This window comes from Avibacterium avium, from assembly GCF_900454535.1.
In the GTDB taxonomy this organism is placed as follows: Bacteria; Pseudomonadota; Gammaproteobacteria; order Enterobacterales; family Pasteurellaceae; genus Avibacterium; species Avibacterium avium.
In genome coordinates, this window is the sequence record NZ_UGSP01000001.1 from 573,252 (window position 1) to 595,803 (window position 22,552).

Annotated in this window: 19 protein-coding genes; 11 read left to right on the forward strand and 8 right to left on the reverse strand. The window is 43.3% G+C overall.

Going from position 1 to position 22,552, the window contains the following annotated elements:
• Positions 1-78 precede the first annotated feature (78 nt).
• The 5 genes from rpoH to narQ all read right to left on the reverse strand — a co-directional run bounded on the left by rpoH (position 79) and on the right by narQ (position 5,170).
• Positions 79-924: an RNA polymerase sigma factor RpoH gene (rpoH, locus tag DYC50_RS02810; RefSeq protein WP_103853568.1), complete on the reverse strand. Its 846-nt coding sequence runs from the start codon at positions 922-924 to the stop codon at positions 79-81.
• A gap of 187 nt (positions 925-1,111) precedes the next feature.
• Positions 1,112-2,062, reverse strand: a complete 951-nt coding sequence (gene tehA, locus DYC50_RS02815; RefSeq protein WP_115248916.1) for a dicarboxylate transporter/tellurite-resistance protein TehA — start codon at positions 2,060-2,062, stop codon at positions 1,112-1,114.
• Positions 2,062-2,385 carry a DUF2322 family protein gene (locus DYC50_RS02820; RefSeq protein ID WP_115248917.1) on the reverse strand — a complete coding sequence of 108 codons (324 nt, stop codon included), beginning with the start codon at positions 2,383-2,385 and terminating at the stop codon, positions 2,062-2,064. The genes tehA and DYC50_RS02820 overlap by 1 nt, the downstream gene beginning before the upstream one ends.
• Before the next feature lie 31 nt (positions 2,386-2,416).
• Positions 2,417-3,451 (reverse strand): UDP-N-acetylmuramate dehydrogenase, encoded by a 1,035-nt coding sequence (gene murB, locus DYC50_RS02825; protein WP_115248918.1) that lies wholly within the window; start codon positions 3,449-3,451, stop codon positions 2,417-2,419.
• Positions 3,452-3,466: 15 nt separating this feature from the next.
• Positions 3,467-5,170 carry a nitrate/nitrite two-component system sensor histidine kinase NarQ gene (gene narQ / locus DYC50_RS02830; RefSeq protein WP_115250138.1) on the reverse strand — a complete coding sequence of 568 codons (1,704 nt, stop codon included), beginning with the start codon at positions 5,168-5,170 and terminating at the stop codon, positions 3,467-3,469.
• A 271-nt stretch (positions 5,171-5,441) separates the two neighbouring features.
• On the opposite strand from narQ, the gene napF reads away from it, so the two are divergent.
• The 10 genes from napF to DYC50_RS02880 all read left to right on the forward strand — a co-directional run bounded on the left by napF (position 5,442) and on the right by DYC50_RS02880 (position 16,831).
• Entirely contained in the window at positions 5,442-5,966 is a 525-nt protein-coding gene (gene napF, locus DYC50_RS02835) for a ferredoxin-type protein NapF (protein ID WP_115250139.1), read from the forward strand.
• 2 nt (positions 5,967-5,968) lie between these two features.
• The gene (locus DYC50_RS02840) at positions 5,969-6,256 is read left to right on the forward strand and encodes a chaperone NapD (protein ID WP_115248919.1); all 288 of its coding nucleotides are present in this window, start codon (positions 5,969-5,971) and stop codon (positions 6,254-6,256) included.
• A 26-nt stretch (positions 6,257-6,282) separates the two neighbouring features.
• Positions 6,283-8,763, forward strand: a complete 2,481-nt coding sequence (gene napA / locus DYC50_RS02845) for a nitrate reductase catalytic subunit NapA (RefSeq protein ID WP_103854952.1) — start codon at positions 6,283-6,285, stop codon at positions 8,761-8,763.
• A gap of 60 nt (positions 8,764-8,823) precedes the next feature.
• Positions 8,824-9,576 (forward strand): ferredoxin-type protein NapG, encoded by a 753-nt coding sequence (gene napG, locus DYC50_RS02850; RefSeq protein ID WP_115248920.1) that lies wholly within the window; start codon positions 8,824-8,826, stop codon positions 9,574-9,576.
• The gene (napH, locus tag DYC50_RS02855) at positions 9,576-10,439 is read left to right on the forward strand and encodes a quinol dehydrogenase ferredoxin subunit NapH (protein WP_115248921.1); all 864 of its coding nucleotides are present in this window, start codon (positions 9,576-9,578) and stop codon (positions 10,437-10,439) included. Before napG ends, napH begins: the two co-directional genes overlap by 1 nt.
• A 1-nt stretch (position 10,440) precedes the next feature.
• Positions 10,441-10,872 (forward strand): nitrate reductase cytochrome c-type subunit, encoded by a 432-nt coding sequence (locus tag DYC50_RS02860; protein WP_115248922.1) that lies wholly within the window; start codon positions 10,441-10,443, stop codon positions 10,870-10,872.
• A 2-nt stretch (positions 10,873-10,874) separates the two neighbouring features.
• The gene (locus DYC50_RS02865) at positions 10,875-11,474 is read left to right on the forward strand and encodes a cytochrome c3 family protein (protein ID WP_103853575.1); all 600 of its coding nucleotides are present in this window, start codon (positions 10,875-10,877) and stop codon (positions 11,472-11,474) included.
• Positions 11,475-11,749: 275 nt separating this feature from the next.
• Complete coding sequence (pnp, locus tag DYC50_RS02870; RefSeq protein WP_115248923.1) at positions 11,750-13,885, forward strand: polyribonucleotide nucleotidyltransferase; 2,136 nt, start codon at positions 11,750-11,752, stop codon at positions 13,883-13,885.
• A gap of 102 nt (positions 13,886-13,987) precedes the next feature.
• Positions 13,988-14,884, forward strand: a complete 897-nt coding sequence (gene nlpI / locus DYC50_RS02875) for a lipoprotein NlpI (protein WP_115250140.1) — start codon at positions 13,988-13,990, stop codon at positions 14,882-14,884.
• A 141-nt stretch (positions 14,885-15,025) separates the two neighbouring features.
• Positions 15,026-16,831, forward strand: coding sequence for a DEAD/DEAH box helicase (locus tag DYC50_RS02880; RefSeq protein ID WP_115248924.1), 1,806 nt, complete (start codon positions 15,026-15,028; stop codon positions 16,829-16,831).
• Positions 16,832-16,913: 82 nt separating this feature from the next.
• On the opposite strand, the gene pckA is transcribed toward DYC50_RS02880, so the two are convergent.
• From pckA to hslR, 3 genes are all read right to left on the reverse strand, one after another.
• Positions 16,914-18,530, reverse strand: coding sequence for a phosphoenolpyruvate carboxykinase (ATP) (gene pckA, locus DYC50_RS02885; RefSeq protein ID WP_103855069.1), 1,617 nt, complete (start codon positions 18,528-18,530; stop codon positions 16,914-16,916).
• A gap of 194 nt (positions 18,531-18,724) precedes the next feature.
• Entirely contained in the window at positions 18,725-19,594 is an 870-nt protein-coding gene (gene hslO / locus DYC50_RS02890) for an Hsp33 family molecular chaperone HslO (protein WP_115248925.1), read from the reverse strand.
• 145 nt (positions 19,595-19,739) lie between these two features.
• Positions 19,740-20,159: a ribosome-associated heat shock protein Hsp15 gene (hslR, locus tag DYC50_RS02895; protein ID WP_110478865.1), complete on the reverse strand. Its 420-nt coding sequence runs from the start codon at positions 20,157-20,159 to the stop codon at positions 19,740-19,742.
• A gap of 142 nt (positions 20,160-20,301) precedes the next feature.
• Here hslR and DYC50_RS02900 point away from each other — a divergent pair, with 142 nt between their 5' ends.
• Positions 20,302-22,323 (forward strand): OPT family oligopeptide transporter, encoded by a 2,022-nt coding sequence (locus DYC50_RS02900; protein ID WP_115248926.1) that lies wholly within the window; start codon positions 20,302-20,304, stop codon positions 22,321-22,323.
• Positions 22,324-22,552: the final 229 nt, after the last annotated feature.

Consider the following 22,552-nt stretch of genomic DNA (forward strand, 5'->3'; position numbering starts at 1 on the left):
AGTGAAAAGCAAGGGAATAAAAATGGTGAGAAGCGTACAGACAAAAAAATAGGGCTTGTTATCTAGCCCTATTTTTTATTAGAAAGTTACCGCACTTTTAAGTTTTTTCAATGCGTTAGTTTCAAGTTGGCGAACACGCTCAGCGGAAATATTATATTTCGCTGCTAAATCTTGCAAGGTGGCTTTGTTTTCATCTAACCAACGTGCTTTGATAATGTCTTGGCTACGTTCGTCCAAACCTTCAAGAGCAGTAGCAACTTGATCTGCCGCCTGGGTTTCATAATTTTCATTTTCAAGTTCTGCGGCAAAGTTTGAGCTTTTATCTTCAAGGTAAAGCGCTGGTGCAAAGCTTTCATCATCATCTTCATTAGAAAGATCAAAGCCAACATCTGCTCCAGTCATACGGCTTTCCATTTCAATGACATCTTGTTTAGATACACCAAGCTCTTCGGCGACCATATCCACTTCATTATCATTGAACCAACCTAAGCGCTGTTTGGTTTTGCGTAGGTTAAAGAACAATTTACGTTGTGCTTTCGTGGTTGCCACTTTCACGATACGCCAGTTGCGTAATACATATTCGTGGATTTCCGCTTTGATCCAATGCACTGCAAAAGATACAAGGCGAACGCCCACTTCTGGATTAAAACGTTTTACGGCTTTCATTAAGCCGATATTACCTTCTTGAATTAAATCTGCTTGTGGCAATCCATAACCAGAATAGCCACGCGCAACGTGGATCACAAAGCGAAGATGAGACAAAATCAATTTTTTTGCCGCCTCAAGATCTTCTTTATAATACAAACGTTCCGCTAATTCCTTTTCTTCCTCTGCGCTTAGCATAGGATATTCGTTCGCAGCACGGATATAGCCTTCTAAGCTGCCTTGAGGAACTAACATTAGGGTTTGTGTATCTTTGTTCATCATATTCCTTCTTATTTTACGCCCAACTTTAGGGCTATTTATAACATAATCTATAATAAGGTCAATCGATTATAACGATTAATCTATCCTTTTCTTGTAGGTTTAGACTATGGACTTTTAAGAAAGTTCGTATCTTCTGATTAAATTTTTACGCTATAAAATAAATCTATTTTAACCTATTGAAAAACTACGGAATTCGCTTAGTAATTAGTAAGCCTAAGGTAGCTACAATAAAAAATCCAATGCACAGGCTAGCAAATATAAACATTGTTAATCCTAAATGCTGTAAGGCAGGAGTAACATTTTCGCCTTTGTCATAAAGGCGAATACCTACGCTAGCCATTGAAGCCAAGCCGAACGAAAATGCCCAATAAGCAAGGCTAAATTGTTTACCGATCCAAGGGAGTAGGCGAATTAAAAACAATAATTGTAATAAGCCGTACCCGATCAAGCCTTTTACTACCCAATCAATATTGCCGCCATTTAAAGCAAGATAGGCGGAACAGCAAACAAAAGCTGGGGCGAGTTGGATACCAATCGTTGGGCGAATAGCGTTTGGCAGCTCAGTCAAATTGCGTAAACGTTGTTGTACAGCTGGTTCAAGAATGAACCATGCTATCACACCAGCACCAAAAAATAATGTTCCTATTTCTTGATAGCCTAACAAACCTAATGCTGTTGCACTGACGAAATTCGCAGCAACAGTGGGTAAATATAGCACGGGCGTGGTGGCATCTTGTGGGTGGATACCGCGCCATAATCCGCCGTAGCGATAAGCCGAAAATGCAAGTTGCCCCGTAATACCAAGCCCAACCAAAATTTGCGCCAAGCCTTTGTTATAAGGCAATAATCCCATTGCGATCAATAAAAGTGTAATGGGGATCAAGCTAACAAAACAGCCTAAAATGGGGTGATTTAACTCTGCTTTTGCTTGGCTAGGATAGCGTATCCATTTATACACATAAATAGAAAATAACAGCCCCCAAAGTAAGGCTGAAAAGGCGATTAAGCTTTCTGCAATGACCGTTGGTACTGAGAATATATTCGCTGCATAACGCCACGCGATGCCGAGTGCGGAAATACCTAATACGATGCTGAAATAATTCACTCCAATAGGAAAGGGCTTGGCTTGTGGCATTATTTTTCCTCTGCCATTTCAGGCTCAAGGCGGTATTCCTTGTCCTGTTCAATCACCGTAAATAACAGATCAATATTCGGGTGTTTGCCGGGGAATTGTTTGGCGTCTTGCGTGTGTTCAGCAAAAAGTTGCAAGCCTTTTTCTGCGCAAGTGCGGTCTAATTTTCCGTTAAATTCTTGTGCAAGGGCGTTGTACACGCGCAATGAGCCAAGTTTACCTGCAATGGCAGGAATGTGATGAATTTGCGTTTCACCGTCAAATACGCTTAAGCCTGCAAGGTGATCGATAGTTGGTAAGGTTTCTAAAATTGTTTTGAAATCCATTTTGCTTTCCTTGTTTAAGTAAGAATAATGATTAATGTTGTGATGAGATAAATTGTTCGCTGTCAATTTCGCCTTTCGCGCCGATAAAACGCACTTCTGGCTGTAAATACACAGCAAATTTTTCTGCTACCTTTTGGCGAATATGATGGGCAAGATTCGCTACATCTTTACCGCTTGCGTTTGCTTTATTCACTAGCACTAAGGCTTGGTTTTGATGCACCGCCGCACCACCAAGTTGATGGCCTTTTAGGCCACATTGATCAATCAACCAACCTGCGGCGAGCTTCACTGTACCGTCTGGCTGCGGATAGCTCGGCATTTCTGGATATTGGCTTTTTAATTGTTCAAAAAGTGCGGTGGAAATCACAGGATTTTTGAAAAAACTTCCCGCGTTGCCCAATTCTTGTGGATTTGGCAATTTTGCGCTACGCACGGCACAAACTTCTGCGAAAATTTCCTCCGCTGTTACCGTGGCAGGATCAAAACGTGAAAGCGTGCCATAACTTAGCACAGGCTGCCAATCTTTGGCGAGCTTTAATCCCACAGCGACAATCATATAACCGTCTTTATATTGATGTTTAAACAGGCTTTCACGGTAGCCAAATTGACATTCCGCTTTACTTAAACGAAAAATCTCCCCAGTATTCAGATTCAGCACGTCCACATAATCGCATACATCTTTAAATTCTACGCCATAGGCCCCGATATTTTGGATTGGCGCCGATCCCACACAGCCGGGGATTAAGGCTAGGTTTTCCAAGCCATAAATGCCTTGTTTTAAGCTCCATTGCACTAGCTCGTGCCAATTTTCGCCGCCTTGAACGTGAAGATAATGAAAGTGGTCATCTTGACGATGTTCGATACCTTTGAGTGCATTTACCAGCACGATCCCGTCAAAATCTTCCACAAACAATACATTACTGCCTTGTCCGAGAAAAAGCACGGGAAGTTGCTGTTGTTGAGCTTGTTGCCAAAGGGGCAGAATTTGTTCAAGTGCGGTGATTTTTTTCACCATTTTTGCTTGTGCATTGGTTCCAAATGTATGAAATGGTTGAAGATTTTCCATTATGTTCCTTAATCTCTATAATTTATTCGGCAGCGTGATTTTCACTTCTGTGCCGCCTTCAGGACGATTATTGATGCGTAGTATAGCATTGAGTTGGGCGCTACGTTCATTCATTATATTCAAACCGTAATGCCCCGCAGGCTCATCAAGGCTTGGAATGCCCACGCCGTTATCGCGCACTAACAACTCATATTCACCGTCATCATTGGTGTGTGCAATCACTTCGATTTCCGTGCCTTGGGAATGTTTAATCGCGTTTAACGCCGCTTCACGCACAATTTGCAAGGCGTGTACTAGCTGTTGCGCATTGAAAGTGTGGGACGGCAAACTGCATTCCACGCGCATTTTCATTTCTGTTTGATTGCGTAAAGAATCGATCACTTGTTCAAGAGCGAGTTGTAAATTGGCTTCTTGCACCGTTAAGCGGAAAGTGGCGAGCAATTCGCGCAGTTGAACATAGCCGTCATTCAAGGCCTGCTCGAAATCTTTAATAATCGTTAGGCTTTTTTCCTTATTTTGCTCGCCTTCTTTATTCAAATTGTGCTTCAACAAAGTGAGCTGAATTTGCAGATAGGCCAGCACTTGTGCTAAAGAATCGTGTAATTCTCGCGCAATAATTGACCGCTCTTCCATTAATAAGAGCTGTTGTTGCTGGCGTTGTGTATGATGGAAATAAAGCGAACGGCTCAACATTTGCGACACGTTGTGCATTGTGCGCAAATCTGGGCAAGGTAAGCCTGCTTGCCAATATAGCGTGCCAAGTTTATCTCCCTCCACGCAAAGATCGGTTTTTTGTAAAGAGAAGTTCGCATCATTTTCGCCTAAATAAATATGCCAATGCTCCGCGCCGTAAACGCTCAATTCAATATAGCGTAAATGCTCATTCACTTTAATTTGGTTTAGCACCTGCTTTAGCACCGTAGGATCAATATTATTGGTGGTAACTAATTGAGAACATTGATAAAGCATTGATAAAGAGCGGTTGGCTTGGCTGAGTTTTTGCGTTTTTTCATTCACTTTTTCTTCCAGCCCAGCATAGAGCTTTTGCAAATCACTGGCCATTTGGGTAAATACGGAAGAAAGTCTCCCGATTTCGTCATCGTTATTCACATCAAGGGGAATATGATTAAACTGTCCAATTTGGACCTGTGTACTTGCTAAGGCTAATTTTTCCAGTGGGCGAACCATTTGCTTTTTGGTAAACCACACCACATAAGACACCATTGCAACAATCGACAACATTGTGAAAAGAATAAATAACACCGCAAAATCGTGCTTTTTCTCCGCAAACTCTTGCAAGTTATAAACAAATTGATCGACTTGCTCAACATAATTTTTCACTTCTTTTTGATAGGCTTGGTAGTCTAATTGCTTGGCATAAACTTCCATTATTTCCCAACGTGCAACCAAGTTTTTATAAGCCTGTTTTACATCAGAAGGTACGAAAAATTGCTGGTTAATATCCGCTAAGGTGCTGGAATATAAGGTCGCGCGGTATTGTTGTAAATTTTCTGCCACCAACTGCGGTTCGTGTTCAATTTCATATAAAATGCGATAACTTTGCATTCGCAATGAACCCGATACATTGATTAATTCCGCATCAGATTTGTTACTTTGCATCACAATCAAACTGAGCAAGCTGATGAATGCGGCAAAGATGATAATGAGCAATAAATAATTGGCGATTTTTGTCGCTACCGAATGTTTTTTATTTTTCACAATGTTCACGCTTGGCAAAGGCAATCAGAATTAAGGGCTATTCTAGCAAAAAATCCCATTGCTGTTTTAGCTCTCGAACAGGAAATTTTCACAAAAATTCCACCGCACTTTATTTTGTATCTAATGAATAAAATTAATGCGCGGTGATAATTTTGATCTAACGCAACAAAAGCGTGATTTTCTGCCTAAATACTCAATTCAGGTTATTAAAAACCTTGCTTTACCTTTAGACAATAGCGAACCTAGTAAAAAACCATTTTGGATCGTGAAAATGTCAGAAACCGCATTACCTAGACGCCGTTTTTTGCGTGGAGAGTTTCTGCATTCATTACAAAGCGAAACGGTAAAAGTACAAGGTTTTCAGGGCGTGCGTCCACCTTGGGCGGTGAGTGAAGCGCGATTTATTCAACACTGCACCACTTGTGGCGATTGTGTTAAAGTCTGCGAAACGCAGATTTTAGTGCAAGGGCAAGGCGGATTTCCTGAAGTGCAGTTTGATAAAGGTGAATGTACCTTTTGTCAAAAATGCGTGGACGTGTGCCAGCAGCCTGTTTTTCGCCCAGTCAGTGAAGTGGCTTGGCGGCATAAAATTGACATTACCAATGAATGCTTAACGCAAAAACAGGTGGAATGTCGTGCCTGCCAAGACAGTTGTGAAATGCGTGCGATTCGTTTTGTGCCGCAGCTTGGTAAGGTGGCGCAACCAAGCCTGAACTTGGCGGATTGTAATGGTTGCGGTGCGTGCATTAGTGCCTGCCCAGTTTCTGCGATTAAACTTGATTATCCACAGGAATAACTATGTCAGAACAAGAAATTATCCCAATGGATAAAGCGGAAGAATGGCACGTTTGTGGCGTGATTGTTCAATGTAATCCGCAAAAAATTGAAAAAATTAAGACCGCACTTTTAGCGCTGCCTTATGCTGAAGTGCCTGCCGAAGATGTAGAAAAAGGCAAGTTGGTGGTGGTGATGCAATCTCACGATCAACATCTTTTGCTCGAACAAATGGAGCAAGCGCGCAATATTGATGGCGTGATTACGGTATCTTTGGTCTATCATCAACAAGATGATGGCAATGATGAATAATTAATCATACTCGTGGGGGAAATGAGATGAATTTAAGTCGCCGAGACTTTATGAAAGCCAATGCAGCCGCCGCTGCAGCAGCTGTCGCTGGATTAAGCATTCCAGTGAAAAACGTGGAAGCCGCACAGGATAACAGTATCAAATGGGACAAAGGTGTTTGTCGCTTCTGTGGTACAGGTTGTGGCGTATTAGTGGGAACACAAAACGGACGCGTTGTGGCATCACAAGGTGATCCAGATGCAGAAGTAAACCGTGGTTTGAACTGTATTAAAGGTTACTTCTTGCCGAAAATTATGTACGGAAAAGACCGTTTAACCCAACCAATGTTGCGTATGAAAGACGGCAAGTACGACAAAAATGGTGAATTTACCCCTGTTACTTGGGATACTGCGTTCAAAACAATGAAAGAGAAATTCTTAAACGCAATGAAAGAACGTGGCCCGAATGGCGTGGGAATGTTCACTTCTGGACAAAGCACCATTTTTGAAGGTTATGCCAAAGCGAAACTTTGGAAAGCAGGTTTCCGTTCTAACAATATCGATCCAAATGCGCGCCATTGTATGGCCTCTGCCGCGGTGGCATTTTTGCGTACCTTTGGTATTGATGAGCCAATGGGCTGTTATGATGACATTGAACACGCCGAAGCCTTTGTTTTATGGGGTTCAAATATGGCGGAAATGCACCCAATTTTATGGTCGCGTATTTCTGATCGCCGTTTATCTAACCCTGATGTAAAAGTGGCCGTGCTTTCTACCTTTGAACACCGCAGCTTTGAGCTAGCAGATAACGGTATGGTGTTCACACCGCAAGCTGACTTGGTGATTCTCAACTACATCATCAACTATCTCATTCAAAACGATGCCATTAACTGGGATTTCGTGAATAAACATACCAAATTCAAACGTGGTGAAACCGACATTGGTTATGGCTTGCGTGATAGCGATCCGCGTCAAAAAGCAGCGAAAAATGCCAATAGCGGTAAAATGTACGACAGTAACTTTGAAGAACTCAAAGCGCTTGTGTCTGAATATACCCTTGAGAAAGCCCACGAAATGTCTGGAGTGCCAAAAGATCAATTAGAAAGTTTGGCGCAGCTTTATGCCGATCCAAAACGCAAAGTGGTGTCTTTCTGGACAATGGGCTTTAACCAACATACCCGCGGTGTATGGGCAAACCACTTGATTTACAACATTCACTTATTAACCGGTAAAATTTCTATCCCAGGTTGTGGCCCATTCTCCTTAACCGGTCAGCCATCTGCTTGTGGTACAGCGCGTGAAGTGGGGACATTTATCCACCGTTTACCGGCAGATATGGTGGTTACCAAGCCAGAACATCGTGCAATTGCAGAGAAAACTTGGAAAATCCCAGCTGGCACGATCACAGATAAATTAGGCTATCACGCCGTGGCACAAAGCCGTGCGTTAAAAGACGGCAAAATGCGTGTGTTATGGCAAATGTGTACGAACAATATGCAAGGTGGCCCAAACATCAACGAAGAAACTTTCCCAGGCTGGCGTAACCCTGAAAACTTCATCGTGGTTTCCGATCCATACCCAACAGTATCAGCCTTAGCGGCGGACTTAATGTTACCAACCGCAATGTGGGTGGAAAAAGAAGGGGCTTATGGTAACGCAGAGCGCCGCACACAAGTATGGCGTCAGCAAGTAAAAGCACCGGGCGAAGCGAAATCTGACTTATGGCAATTAGTGGAATTTTCTAAATACTTCACCACTGATGAAGTATGGCCAGCAGAGCTTTTAAATGCGAACCCAGAATTTAAAGGCAAAACCTTATACGAGGTGTTATACCGCAACGGTAATGTAGATAAATATTCTAACGCTGAACTCAATGATCGTCTTAACGATGAAGCTTACGATTTCGGCTTCTACATTCAAAAAGGCTTGTTTGAAGAATATGCGTCATTTGGTCGCGGCCACGGCCACGATTTAGCCGAATACGATCTTTACCACAAAGCGCGCGGTTTACGTTGGCCAGTGGTAGAGGGCAAAGAAACCCTATGGCGTTACCGTGAAGGTTACGATCCTTATGTGAAATCAGGCGAAGAAGTGTCTTTCTATGGTCAGCCAGATAAACGTGCGGTGATTTTAGCCGTGCCTTATGAGCCACCTGCAGAAGTGCCTGATGAAGAATACGATTTATGGTTATCCACTGGCCGTGTGTTAGAACACTGGCATACAGGGACAATGACTCGCCGAGTGCCTGAATTACACCGTTCATTCCCGAACAATGTAGTTTGGATGCACCCGAACGATGCGAAAAAACGTGGTTTACGCCACGGTGATAAGATCAAAGTCTCATCACGCCGTGGGGAAATTATTTCCTATGTGGATACCCGTGGACGTAATAAATGTCCTGAAGGTTTAGTTTTCACCACCTTCTTTGATGCTGGCCAGTTGGTAAATAAATTAACTTTAGATGCCACTGACCCAATTTCAAAAGAAACGGACTTCAAAAAATGTGCCGTTAAAGTGGAAAAAGCCTAAAAACTTAGCAAAAAAGCACCGCACTTTCTTTTAAATAAACAAAGTGCGGTGAAAAATAAAATGAAAAAATTAACCCAAACACCGGAACGCCGTAAATTTTTTAAGGACGCAGCTCGCACCGCGGGCGGATTAGCAGGCCTTGGCATTTTACTCGGTCTTCAACAAGAGCAAAGCCTTGCGCGTCAAGGCGTGGCATTACGTCCACCCTTTGCCATTGAAGATGAGAAAAAATTCTCCGCCGCCTGCATTCGTTGCGGACAATGTGTGCAAGCCTGCCCTTATGAAATGTTGCACCTTGCTTCCTTGCTTTCGCCAATGGAAGCTGGCACACCTTATTTCATCGCACGGGATAAACCTTGCGAAATGTGTGAAGATATTCCTTGTGCAAAAGCCTGTCCGAGCGGGGCGTTAGATTCCACACAGGATAATATTAACGATTCCCGAATGGGCTTATCGGTGCTGTTAGATCACGAAACTTGCCTAAACTGGCAAGGTTTACGCTGTGATGTGTGTTATCGCGTTTGTCCGCTTATCGACAAAGCCATCACCTTAGAAATGCAGCGTAATGATCGTACGGGCAAGCACGCGGTGTTTATTCCAACGGTACATTCCGATGCCTGTACAGGTTGCGGAAAATGTGAAGAAGCCTGCGTACTGGAAGAGGCCGCGATTAAAGTATTACCGCTATCCTTGGCGAAAGGAATGTTGGGTAAACATTATCGCCTTGGTTGGGAAGAAAAAGAAAAGGCAGGGCATTCCCTTGCACCTGACGATATTATTTCTTTACCCGTACGCAAACCGGAGGGCTTTTAATGGCAAATTCACCGAAATATGCAGGTAGAGAAGCAAGAGAAAAGCTGGGCTTGTGGCGCGCTAATCGCTTTTTATTTTGGCGGCGTTTAACTCAGTTAAGCATTCTCGCAATGTTTCTGAGCGGCCCTTGGCTTGGTGTATGGATTCTGCGTGGTAATTATAGCGGTAGCTTATTTTTAGATTTAATTCCAATGAGCGATCCACTCATCACCGCAGAAAGCCTTGCAACGGGTCATTTGCCTAACTTCACCACCTTACTGGGTGCTGGCATTGTGATCGCCCTTTATGCCTTATTGGGAAGCAAAGTGTTTTGCGGTTGGGTGTGTCCGTTAAATCTGGTTACCGACTGTGCGGCTTGGTTAAGACGTAAATTAGGTATTCGTCAAAATGCCAAAATTCCGCGTGGCTTACGCTACGGTATTTTATTGATGATTCTCATCGGCAGTGCGTTAAGTGGCATTATGTTGTGGGAATGGATCAATCCTGTGAGCGCATTTGGACGCGCCTTAATTTATGGTTTCGGTGCAACCACCTGGTTAATTTTAGCTATATTTTTATTTGATTTATTGATTGCAGAGCACGGCTGGTGCGGGCATTTATGCCCTATCGGTGCGACCTATGGCTTAATTGGCGCCAAAAGCATTGCGCGCATTAAAGTGATTGATCGCGCACGCTGTGATAATTGTATGGATTGCTACAACATTTGCCCTGAACCGCAAGTGTTGCGCAGCCCACTGCACGGCAAAAAAGACGAAAGCCTGCTCGTGCTTTCTAAAGATTGTATCAGTTGCGGACGTTGCATTGATGTTTGTGCTGAAAATGTATTTACTTTTACCACTAGATTTAATCATTCGGGGGAATAAAATGATTAAAAAAACCTTATTAATTTTAACCGCACTTTTTGCCACCAGCGTAATGGCTGCGGAAGACAAAATCGACAACTATCTGCAAGGGGCGGCCGAAGATGTGAAACCAGCTTTTCACAATGTACCAAAACAAAGTGAGCTACCACCACTTAACTATGTGAATCAGCCGCCAACGATTCCACATAGCGTGAAAAATTATCAAGTCACGAAAAATGTGAATCAGTGCTTAAACTGCCACAGTGTGGAAGCTTCTCGCATTACTGGTGCAACACGCATTAGCCCAACACACTTTATGGATCGTAATGGTAATATCGTAGGTGGTGAAACCTCACCACGCCGTTATTTCTGCTTACAGTGCCACGTTTCACAATCTGATGTTGAGCCAATCGTGCCAAATGAATTCAAACCGATAAAAGGTTACGGAGAATAAAAATGTTGAAATTAATCAAGAAGTTTTGGCATTGGTTTCGTTCACCAAGCCGTATTGCCGTGGGCGTGCTAATCACCCTTTCTTTCATTGCGGGGATTATTTTCTGGGGCGGTTTTAACACCGCGCTGGAACACACCAATACGGAAGAGTTTTGTTCTAGCTGCCATATGAACGATGTGGTGCCTGAATATCGTCAATCTGTGCATTATGTCAATCGCACTGGGGTAAAAGCCACTTGTGCGGATTGCCACTTACCACACGAATTTATTCCTAAGTGGGTGCGTAAAATCAAAGCAGCAACAGAAGTTTATGCGCATATTACAGGTAAAGTGGATACCAAAGAAAAATTTGAAGCGGCACGTTTAGAAATGGCAGAGCGTGAATGGGCAAGAATGAAAGCCAATAATTCACAAGAATGCCGCAACTGTCATAATTTTGATGCAATGGATTTCACTTTGCAAAAAGGCGTAGCAGAAAAAATGCACACAATGGCAATTAAAGACGGCAAAACCTGTATTGATTGCCATAAAGGGATTGCTCACCACTTGCCAAATATGAAAGACGTGAAATCTGGCTTTTTACCACCAGAAAAAGCAGAATAATTAGGTAAGGTGAATAAACCTAAAATCAACGCATTTAGCGGTATCAATAAACACAAAAGCCCTGTATAATAGCGGGGCTTTTCTTTTCCCGTTGGCGTGCGGCTATCAAAAATACTCTTACGCAACCCGACAAAGTGCGGTGCTTTTTGAGAGAATTTTTGCTAGTCGCAATTGGGAAAACAAGGTGAAATCAAGCAGTTAGCCTGTTATTTCGCCTAAAGCATTGAGTGCGGAATGTTCCGCAAATTATTCCATTTTATTTAAAGGAAAATATTGTGAATCCAATTGTTAAACAATTTAAATATGGTCAGCACACGGTAACCTTAGAAACCGGTGCAATCGCCCGTCAAGCCACAGCGGCAGTGATGGCGAGTATGGACGACACTAGCGTGTTCGTAACAGTGGTAGCGAAAAAAGACGTTAAAGAAGGGCAAGATTTCTTCCCATTAACCGTAAACTACCAAGAGCGTACTTACGCAGCAGGACGTATCCCAGGTGGGTTCTTTAAACGTGAAGGCCGCCCTTCTGAAGGGGAAACCTTAGTGGCGCGTTTAATCGACCGTCCAATCCGTCCATTATTCCCTGAAGGATTTTTCAACGAAATTCAAATCGTGGCAACCGTGGTTTCGGTAAACCCACAAATTAGCCCAGATTTAGTGGCGATGATCGGTGCTTCAGCCGCACTTACTCTTTCTGGCGTGCCATTTAATGGCCCGATCGGCGCAGCACGCGTTGGCTTTATTGATGGTCAATTCGTCTTAAATCCAACCACTAACGAACAAAAACAAAGCCGTTTAGACTTAGTGGTAGCGGGGACAGATAAAGCCGTATTAATGGTGGAATCTGAAGCAGATATTTTAACCGAAGAACAGATGTTGGCTGCGGTGGTATTTGGTCATCAGCAACAACAAGTGGTGATTGAAGCCATTAAAGAATTTGCCCAAGAAGCAGGAAAACCACGTTGGGATTGGCAGCCACCAGCACCAGATACGGCATTAATTGATAAAGTTAAAGCCCTTGCGGAAAGCCGTTTAGGCGATGCTTATCGTATCACCGAAAAACAAGCGCGTTATGAGCAAATTGATGCAATTAAAGCAGACGTGGTAAGCCAATTAACCGCTGAAGATGAAGCCCTGAGCGAAGGAAAAATCGTTGATATTCTGACCGCACTTGAAAGCCAAATCGTGCGTTCACGCATTTTAAACGGTGAGCCGCGTATCGATGGCCGTACCGTAGATACCGTGCGCGCATTAGACATTTGCACAGGCGTGTTACCGCGCACACACGGTTCTGCGATTTTCACCCGTGGTGAAACACAGGCCTTAGCGGTGGCAACCTTAGGGACAGAACGTGATGCACAAATCATTGACGAATTAACCGGTGAAAAAACAGATCACTTCTTATTCCACTACAACTTCCCGCCATATTCAGTGGGTGAAACGGGTATGATCGGCTCACCAAAACGCCGCGAAATCGGTCACGGTCGCTTAGCAAAACGCGGTGTAGCTGCGGTAATGCCAAGCTTGAGCGAATTCCCTTATGTGGTACGTGTGGTGTCTGAAATCACCGAATCTAACGGTTCATCATCAATGGCATCGGTATGTGGCGCATCATTAGCCTTAATGGACGCAGGTGTACCAATTAAAGCCGCTGTTGCGGGTATCGCAATGGGCTTAGTAAAAGAAGATGAAAAATTTGTTGTGCTTTCTGACATTTTAGGTGATGAAGATCACTTAGGTGATATGGACTTCAAAGTAGCGGGAACACGAGAAGGGGTTACTGCACTACAAATGGACATCAAAATTGAAGGGATTACCCCTGAAATTATGCAAATTGCCCTTAACCAAGCAAAAGGCGCGAGAATGCACATTCTTGGTGTGATGGAACAAGCTATTCCTGCACCGCGTGCGGAAATTTCTGACTTCGCACCGCGTATTCACACAATGAAAATCGATCCGAAGAAAATCAAAGATGTGATCGGTAAAGGTGGTGCAGTAATTCGTGCCTTAACGGAAGAAACTGGCACGTCTATTGATATTGATGATGACGGTACAGTGAAAATCGCCGCGGTAGATAACAATGCAGTGAAAGAAGTGATGGCGCGTATTGAAGACATCACTGCGGAAGTAGAAGCTGGTGCAATCTATCAAGGTAAAGTAACTCGCCTTGCCGATTTCGGTGCGTTCGTTTCCTTAGTTGGCAATAAAGAAGGCTTGGTTCACATTTCACAAATCGCTGATGAACGTGTAGAAAAAGTCAGTGATTACTTAAGCGTGGGTCAAGAAGTTAGCGTGAAAGTAGTTGAAATTGATCGCCAAGGCCGTATCCGCTTAACAATGAAAGATATTGCTCCAAAACAAGAGGCAGCACCAACAGAAGAAGTTGTGGTTGCAGTGAGTGAGCAAGAATAAAAATACCGCTCCCTACTTATTAGGGAGCAATTTTCCTTAACGGGAAATGGGCTGGCATTGCCAGTCAGGCATACTTGAGCTAACACCTAAGGCTAAACAATGATGCAATGTAATTGGCGTATAAACTCTTTCAGATTGTTCTCAATCTGGTGTGTTGCCTTATTACTTGTAGGCTGTGTCAATTCGCAACCATTTATGGCAAATAATAAATTGATTATTGCGGAGCAGACGCCGAATAGCCACATTGAGCAAGAAATAATGGTTGCTCGTATTAGCCAAGTATTGCAAATTGGCAGAATTGATAAAAAAGAACGTGCTGCCTTACATTTTGAACGAGGCGTGTTGTATGACGCCCTTGGGCTTTGGGGGTTAGCGCGTTATGACTTTTTACAGTCTTTAATTTTTCAGCCAAAAAACGCCGCACTTTATAATTATTTGGGCGTCTATCAGCTTATCAATGAAGATTATGATGAAGCACTAGAAGCATTTAATGCGGCATTGGAATTAAATCCAAACGATGAATATAGCCTATTTAATCGTGGATTAGGTTTTTATTATATAGCGCGTTACCCACTTGCACAGAAAGATTTAGCGCAGTTTTATCAACAAGATAAAAGTGATGCTTACCGTGCATTGTGGTTATATCTCAATGAACTAGAAACCCATCCTAAAAAGGCTAAACAGCAGTTAGCACAACAAGCGCCAACGCTCTCGCAAAAGCAATGGGGCAGTTATATTGTGCAATATTATTTAGGTCAGTTGTCGCTCACTGAGCTACAACAGCAAGGGGTGGAATTTGCGGAAAAGCAAAAAATGCCTTATGCCGAAGTATTGACCGAAACCTACTTTTATCTAGCAAAACAACAACTCAATTTGGGTCAAAGGGAAAAAGCAGAAACCCTGTTTAAATTGGCCATAGCGAATCAGGTGTATAACTTTGTTGAGTATCGTTTTGCAGTGCTTGAACTGGCGAAATTAAAACGCACGCAAGCACAATAAACTAGGCATCTGCCTAGATTTGGTGTTGTAAAACGTAAAACTTTTCAACAATGTTATCCGCAAAGCTGCGATTTTTCGCCACACCTAGGCTTTGTGCAACTGAAAGTAATTGAGCTTTCCTTTTTATATTCGAGTATTTTAATGACTGAAACAAAAATCACCTTTAATGATTTAGGTTTACCTGAATTTATCCTTAATGCTGTAACAGATATGGGATTTGAATCCCCTTCGCCAATCCAACAAGCTTGTATTCCCCACCTTCTCGCAGGTGATGATGTGCTTGGAATGGCGCAAACAGGAAGTGGAAAAACTGCTGCGTTTTCTCTCCCTTTATTAGCCCAAATTGAGCCAAATAAAAAAATGCCACAAATGCTAGTTATGGCGCCCACTCGTGAGCTTGCCATTCAAGTGGCTGATGCGTGCGAACAATTTATGAAATATGCCAAAGGGATCAACATCGTTACCCTTTACGGCGGACAACGTTATGACATTCAACTACGTGCCTTAAAACAAGGGGCGCAAGTGGTAGTGGGAACACCGGGACGTATTTTAGATCACCTTAGACGCAACACCCTTGATCTTTCTGAATTAAAAGCCATCGTGTTAGACGAAGCTGATGAAATGTTGCGTATGGGCTTTATTGAAGATGTTGAAACCGTTATGGCAGCGTTGCCAGAACAGCACCAAACTGCGCTTTTCTCTGCCACAATGCCAGAACCGATTCGCCGCATTACCAAACGCTTTATGCACGACCCAAAAGAAGTCAAAATCCAATCAACACAACGCACTGCGCCTGATATTACGCAAAGCTGTTGGTATGTACACGGATTTCGTAAAAACGAAGCCTTATTACGCTTCCTTGAAGTGGAAGATTTTGACGCCGCAATCATTTTTGCACGCACCAAAACAGCCACCCTTGATATTACTGAATTGCTAGAAAAACACGGTTTCCGTGCCGCCGCTCTCAATGGGGATATGACGCAACAACTGCGTGAACAAACCTTGGATCGCCTGCGTAATGGTAGCCTAGATATTTTAGTGGCTACCGATGTTGCCGCACGCGGACTTGATGTAGAGCGTATCAGCCTTGTGGTGAACTATGATATTCCACTTGACGCAGAAAGCTATGTTCACCGTATCGGGCGAACTGGGCGTGCAGGCCGCGCAGGACGTGCTTTACTCTTTGTTGAACCAAGAGAAAACCGCCTGCTGAAAAACATTGAGCGCTTAACCAAAAAGCCGATTGAAGAAGTCGAAATACCAAACCACGAAGCGTTACAGGCTTGCCGCCGTAAAAAATTCGTGGCGCAAATCACCAAACAGCTGGAACATCACGATCTAGAGCAATATCGTAGCTTATTAGAAGATCTGTTTACCGCCGATCAGGATCAAGAAGATATTGCCGCTGCAATGTTAATGCTCTTACAAGGCAAACAAAAATTAATTCTTCCACCAGATCCTATCGTAGATAAACGCGCGCGCCGTGATCGTGGCAGCCGTAAAGAAAACCCACGTTCCGCTGAACGCCGTGGTTATGGCAATCCACAACCAATGGATTTATACCGCATTGAAGTGGGTCGCTTAGATGGCGTGGAAGTGCGTCATATCGTTGGCGCCATTGCTAACGAAGGGGATATTAACAGCCGTTATATTGGTCATATCAAACTTTACGATAACCATTCCACCATTGAATTACCACAAGGAATGCCAAAAGAATTGCTCAATCATTTCGCTAAAACGCGCGTAATGAACAAACAAATGCAAATGTCTTTCATTGGTGAAGCCAAAGGTGGCGAAGGCAAAGGAAAAGAAAAAAACTTTGGCGGAAAAGGCCGTGGACGCTCTGATGATCGCTTTGCCCGTGGCAAAGGGGATCGCAAATTTAAAGAAAAAAACCACCGCTCTTTTGACGAAGGTAGCTTTAAATCGCGTTCAAAAAGAAAATAAACTTATTTTCTAATTTATTTTTATAAAAAAGAAGACCGCTCTTAAAAAGAGCGGTCATTTTTTTACTTATTTTTTAATCTTATTAGGCTTTTGGGCCTGCTGCGATCAAGGCTTTACCTTCTTCATTGGTCGCATATTTTTCAAAGTTTTTCACAAAGCGGTTTGCTAAGTCTTCCGCTTTGGCTTGCCATTGTGCTTTGTCTGCATAAGTATCACGCGGATCTAAAATCGCAGGATCAACCCCCGGCAAGGCTTTTGGAATCGCTAAGTTGAAGATTGGTAATTCAGACATTTCAGCTTTATCAATTGAGCCATCTAAGATCGCATCGATAATGCCACGAGTATCTTTAATTGAGATACGTTTGCCTGTGCCGTTCCAACCTGTATTCACAAGGTAGGCTTCTGCACCAGCGGCTTCCATACGTTTCACTAACACTTCTGCATATTGCGTTGGGTGAAGTGATAAGAATGCTGCACCAAAACAAGCTGAGAAGGTTGGCGTTGGCTCAGTGATACCACGTTCTGTTCCCGCTAATTTTGCGGTGAAACCAGATAAGAAGTAGTATTTCGTTTGCTCTGGCGTTAATTTTGCCACTGGCGGTAACACACCGAACGCATCAGCAGTTAAGAAGATCACTTTTTTCGCGTGGCCTGCTTTAGAAACTGGTTTTACAATGTTTTCAATATGATAGATTGGGTAAGAAACACGGGTATTTTCGGTTTTTGAACCATCATCATAATCCACTGAACCATCTGCACGCACTACCACGTTTTCTAACAAGGCATCACGTTTAATCGCGCGATAAATATCTGGCTCACTTTCTTCAGAAAGTTTAATGGTCTTCGCATAGCAACCACCTTCGTAGTTGAATACACCGTCATCGTCCCAACCGTGTTCATCATCACCGATTAATTGGCGTTTTGGATCTGTTGAAAGGGTGGTTTTACCAGTACCTGATAATCCGAAGAACACCGCTACATCGCCATCTTCACCCACGTTCGCAGAACAGTGCATTGAGGCAATGCCCTTAAGCGGAAGGAAATAGTTCATCATTGAGAACATACCTTTTTTCATTTCGCCGCCGTACCAAGTACCACCGATTAATTGAATACCTTCTGTGATGTTAAACGCCACAAAGTTTTCAGAATTTAAGCCTTGTTCTTTCCAATTTGGATTGGTTACTTTTGAACCATTCATTACCACAAAATCAGGCTTGAAGTTTTCTAATTCTGCCGCTGACGGACGAATAAACATATTGGTTACAAAGTGCGCTTGCCACGCCACTTCTGTAATAATACGCACGGCTAAGCGAGTATCAGGGTTCGCACCACAGAATGCGTCCACCACAAATAGGCGTTTGCCTGAAAGTTGTTTAGTCACTAACTCTTTTAAACTTTGCCAAGTGGCTTGGTTCATTGGTTTGTTATCGTTTTTCGCCGCATCGCTTGTCCACCACACGGTGTCTTTGGTTTTCTCATCTAATACGATGTATTTATCTTTCGGTGAACGTCCTGTGAAAATCCCTGTATCCACCGCAACAGCACCAGATTGGGTAACCGTTCCTTTCTCAAAGCCTTCTAAACCTTCCTTAGTTTCTTCCTCGAAAAGCTGCTCATAACTTGGGTTATACACCACATCTTTTACATCATAAATACCCAAGTTACCCAATTCTGCCACTAGTTTTTTTACATCAGTCATAAGATATACCTCAATTAAGTTAATATTAAAAAAGATAGCGGTATTCTATGTGAAGTACGAAAAAAAAAATGTTAGGTAGATCTCAAAATCAGAAAAAAACCATTCCATTACTCAAAATAGTTAAGTTTTGTGATGTGAATCAAGGAAAAGAGAGAGAAATAAAAAAGCACGAACCGAAGTTCGTGCTAATCAAATTATTGTGCGGAATCACGCAATTTTTCAATGGCTTCTTTATTAAAGAAATAATGCGTTCCACAACATTCGCATTGCATATCAATGCTGCCGTTGTGTTCGGCGAGAATTTCGTCAATTTCGTTTTCTGGTAATAACAGCAATGCACCGCCTGAGCGTTCTTGGGTACACCCACAGAAAAATTCCACATTTTGTGCAGGGTAAATTTCCACGGTTTCTTCGTGATATAAACGGTAAAGCATTTCTTCTGCGCTTAGACCGAAAATTTCTTCATCTTTTACCGTTGCCGTAAGGGTAGCAAGATGTTCAAAATCTCCTTCTTCGCCCACGCCGTCTGGCATCACTTGCAATAACATTCCCGCTGCTACAGGTTCGCCATTAAATTCGCCTGTACGGATAATTAACTGGGTTTGTAACTGCTCAGAACGCACGAAATAATCTTCTAAACATTCCGTGATCGTTGGTTTATCTAAACCAATCACGCCCTGATAACGCTCGCCTTCATTTGGCGTGATGGTGATCACTAACACCCCTTTGCCAATCATTTCGCTTAGGCTCATATCATCACGCACTTCCCCTTGTAAACGGGCTAGCGCACGCATTTTTTGATCATCAGAACCATTCACTAAAGCTAATGAAAGTGGGCCATCACCTTGAATTTGCACGGTAATGCTGCCGTCAAATTTTAATGTTGCGGTTAATAAACTGGTTGCCACCATCATTTCACCTAGTAGGTTTTGCACCACTTTCGGATAATGATGGGTGTTTAAGGTATCTTTAAAACTTTGGTTTAAACGCACCCATTCACCACGCACCGCGCGGTTTTTAAATAAATAACGATACAGTTTGTCGTTGTCAGCTTGATATGTCATTTTGTCCTCAATAAATCTTTAGGTTACGCCATTTGCTGAGTGAATTAAGAAAAGAATAGATTTCGCTTTAGGAATATGCCCCCACGATGCCTACACTCAGCTTGGCAATGGGCTTAATATTGGGACGATTTTGTCAAACACAAGGTCAATCCTGATATTTAAACTTAAGCAAATCTCGCCGCTCTTTTTTATTTGGGCGACGTTCTGGGTTGGGCATTGCTAACGCCTGATATTTACGAGCGATGGCGAATTTCTCACGTTTTTCTATGCTCTCGGGGGTTTCTTGATATAACAACTGAGCCTCTGGTGCACCTCGGCGTTGGTTGGAAAGGGCAAGCACTTGCACTTCTTTTTCCTCATTGCCTTGGCGTAATTTAATCAATGCCCCCACTTCCACGGTTTTGTTCGGCTTGGTACGCTGATTGTTATAATGCACCTTACCGCCGTCAATCATTTCTTTCGCAATGGTGCGAGTTTTATAAAAACGTGCCGCCCATAGCCATTTGTCTAAACGAACCTCGTTATCTTCTTGATTATCCCGTTGCTTTGCAGAATTTTTTGCCATTTTGCTTTTCCCCTTATATTTAAAGTGCGGTGGTTTTTTCCGTATTTTATGCTATAAGACAAGATTTAGACAAAAATTTGATCCGAACTAATAAAATTCAGATAGAATGAAGCATTTTTATAACAAAATCGAGGAAAAAACGATGCAACATTCAACTTCTTCGCCTAGTTTGAAAGAGCTGACCTTTCGCGGAATGTTCTTAGGGGCGTTAATTACGGTGATTTTCACCGCATCAAATGTTTATCTTGGGCTAAAAGTGGGGCTGACGTTCGCCTCATCAATCCCTGCCGCAGTAATATCAATGGCGGTGCTGAAAATGTTTTCAGGTTCAAATATCTTAGAAAATAATATGGTACAAACCCAAGCCTCAGCCGCGGGTACGCTTTCTTCAGTGATTTTTGTGATCCCGGGATTGTTGATGATGGGCTATTGGCAAGATTTCCCTTTCTGGCAAACCTTGTTAATTTGTGCCGCAGGGGGGATTTTAGGGGTGATTTTTACTGTACCGTTACGCCAAGTGATGGTGGCGAAAAGTGATTTGCCTTATCCAGAAGGCGTTGCCGCAGCGGAAATTCTCAAAGCCGGTAACCACGAAGAAGGAAAAAGCGATAGTGGCATTAAAGAGATCGCAGCAGGTGGTGTGATTGCCGCGGTGGTGAGCTTTGCCACCAATGGATTACGCTTGATTGCCGATGGTGCAAGTCTGTGGTTTAAAGGGGGAAATGCCGTTTTCCAAGTGCCGATGGGCTTCTCCCTCGCCTTATTAGGGGCAGGTTATTTAGTGGGAATTGTAGGCGGTATCGCCATTTTAGTGGGAATTTTCCTCACTTGGGGCGTTGCAGTACCTTATTTCACCAGCACCTCATCAATGCCTGTGGACGCGGATATAGTGGGCTATGCGATGGGTATTTGGAAAAGTAAAGTGCGTTTCATCGGCGTTGGAACGATTGGCATTGCGGCGATTTGGACATTGCTGGTGTTAATGAAACCGATGATCCAAGGAATGGCACAATCTTTCCGTGCGTTAAAAGATCCTTCCGCACAAACCAATGATCGCACACAACTTGATTTATCCCCTAAATCAATGATTTATATCACAATCGCCGCAATCGCCTTGATTATGGTGGCACTTCACCACTTCATTGCACAAGCACCGATTGCCACAGAATATGCCTTATTATTTGTTATTGTGTGTACCTTCTTAGCGGTGTTTATCGGCTTTTTCGTTGCCGCAGCCTGTGGTTATATGGCAGGGCTTGTGGGATCATCATCTAGCCCAATCTCTGGTATTGGGATTATTTCCGTGGTCATCACCTCCCTCACCTTATTCTTACTCGGCAAAATGACGGGCTTAATCGACTCACCAGAGGGAATGAAATTTCTCACTGCGTTGACCATTTTTACTGGCTCAATCGTCATCACCACTGCGGCGATTTCTAACGACAACTTGCAAGATCTCAAAACTGGATTGTTGGTGCAAGCCACCCCTTGGCGTCAACAAGTGGCATTAATTATCGGCTGTGTGGTAGGTGCGTTCGTCATCGCCCCCGTGCTAGAAATTCTCTACCACGCCTACGGTTTCACAGGGGCATTACCACGTGCTGATATGGATCCAAGCCAAGCCCTTTCCGCCCCACAAGCCACTTTAATGACCACCATCGCAACGGGCATTTTCTCCAGCAATTTAGAATGGCGTTATATCTTTATGGGGATCGGATTAGGCTTAGCCCTCATCATCATTGATACGCTATTGAAAAAAGCCAGCCAAAATCGCTTTGCCCTGCCTGCCCTCGCTGTGGGAATGGGGATTTATTTACCTCCAGTTGTAAATATGCCTATCATCATTGGGGCGGTGCTAGCTTGGTTTATCAACCGACACTTAACGGCTTATGCACAACGCAACGGCAAAAATCTTAATGATGTGAAGAAAAAAGCAGAACGCTACGGCACCTTATTCGCCGCAGGTTTGATTGTGGGGGAAAGCTTAATTGGCGTAATTCTCGCCTTTATCATCGCCGCCTCCGTAACCTCTGGCGGCTCTGACGCACCACTTGCGCTTTCATTAGAAAACTGGGACAGCACCGCAGAATGGCTCGGATTAGCCGTTTTCATTCTCGGCGTGATCATCTACGCCCTGCGCGTCCTACGTGCGAAAAATACATAAAAATCCCACCGCACTTTGAATGTTGAAAGGAAAACGAAAGTGCGGTGTTTTTTACCGTTATTTTTGTATTGGGAAAATTAAGAAAAAATAGCGTTAAAAAGCACCGCACTATTTTTTTATTTTTATAAAACAAGAATTATTCAACCAACTGCAGGGGCGTATCGCATACGCCGCCATCATAAGGTCAAGCCACTATAGACTGCCCCCCCACTTTTGCCCTTTGCTAGCC

Excerpts from the sequence above, each read along its gene's own strand:
- DYC50_RS02840 (WP_115248919.1), top strand. The coding sequence starts at position 5,969 with ATGTCAGAACAAGAAATTATCCCAATGGATAAAGCGGAAGAATGGCAC.
- napF (WP_115250139.1), top strand. The coding sequence starts at position 5,442 with ATGTCAGAAACCGCATTACCTAGACGCCGTTTTTTGCGTGGAGAGTTT.
- DYC50_RS02860 (WP_115248922.1), top strand. The coding sequence starts at position 10,441 with ATGATTAAAAAAACCTTATTAATTTTAACCGCACTTTTTGCCACCAGC.
- napH (WP_115248921.1), top strand. The coding sequence starts at position 9,576 with ATGGCAAATTCACCGAAATATGCAGGTAGAGAAGCAAGAGAAAAGCTG.
- murB (WP_115248918.1), bottom strand. The coding sequence starts at position 3,451 with ATGGAAAATCTTCAACCATTTCATACATTTGGAACCAATGCACAAGCA.
- rpoH (WP_103853568.1), bottom strand. The coding sequence starts at position 924 with ATGAACAAAGATACACAAACCCTAATGTTAGTTCCTCAAGGCAGCTTA.
- nlpI (WP_115250140.1), top strand. The coding sequence starts at position 13,988 with ATGCAATGTAATTGGCGTATAAACTCTTTCAGATTGTTCTCAATCTGG.
- napG (WP_115248920.1), top strand. The coding sequence starts at position 8,824 with ATGAAAAAATTAACCCAAACACCGGAACGCCGTAAATTTTTTAAGGAC.
- tehA (WP_115248916.1), bottom strand. The coding sequence starts at position 2,062 with ATGCCACAAGCCAAGCCCTTTCCTATTGGAGTGAATTATTTCAGCATC.
- DYC50_RS02820 (WP_115248917.1), bottom strand. The coding sequence starts at position 2,385 with ATGGATTTCAAAACAATTTTAGAAACCTTACCAACTATCGATCACCTT.
- napA (WP_103854952.1), top strand. The coding sequence starts at position 6,283 with ATGAATTTAAGTCGCCGAGACTTTATGAAAGCCAATGCAGCCGCCGCT.
- DYC50_RS02865 (WP_103853575.1), top strand. The coding sequence starts at position 10,875 with ATGTTGAAATTAATCAAGAAGTTTTGGCATTGGTTTCGTTCACCAAGC.
- DYC50_RS02900 (WP_115248926.1), top strand. The coding sequence starts at position 20,302 with ATGCAACATTCAACTTCTTCGCCTAGTTTGAAAGAGCTGACCTTTCGC.
- hslR (WP_110478865.1), bottom strand. The coding sequence starts at position 20,159 with ATGGCAAAAAATTCTGCAAAGCAACGGGATAATCAAGAAGATAACGAG.
- pckA (WP_103855069.1), bottom strand. The coding sequence starts at position 18,530 with ATGACTGATGTAAAAAAACTAGTGGCAGAATTGGGTAACTTGGGTATT.
- DYC50_RS02880 (WP_115248924.1), top strand. The coding sequence starts at position 15,026 with ATGACTGAAACAAAAATCACCTTTAATGATTTAGGTTTACCTGAATTT.
- hslO (WP_115248925.1), bottom strand. The coding sequence starts at position 19,594 with ATGACATATCAAGCTGACAACGACAAACTGTATCGTTATTTATTTAAA.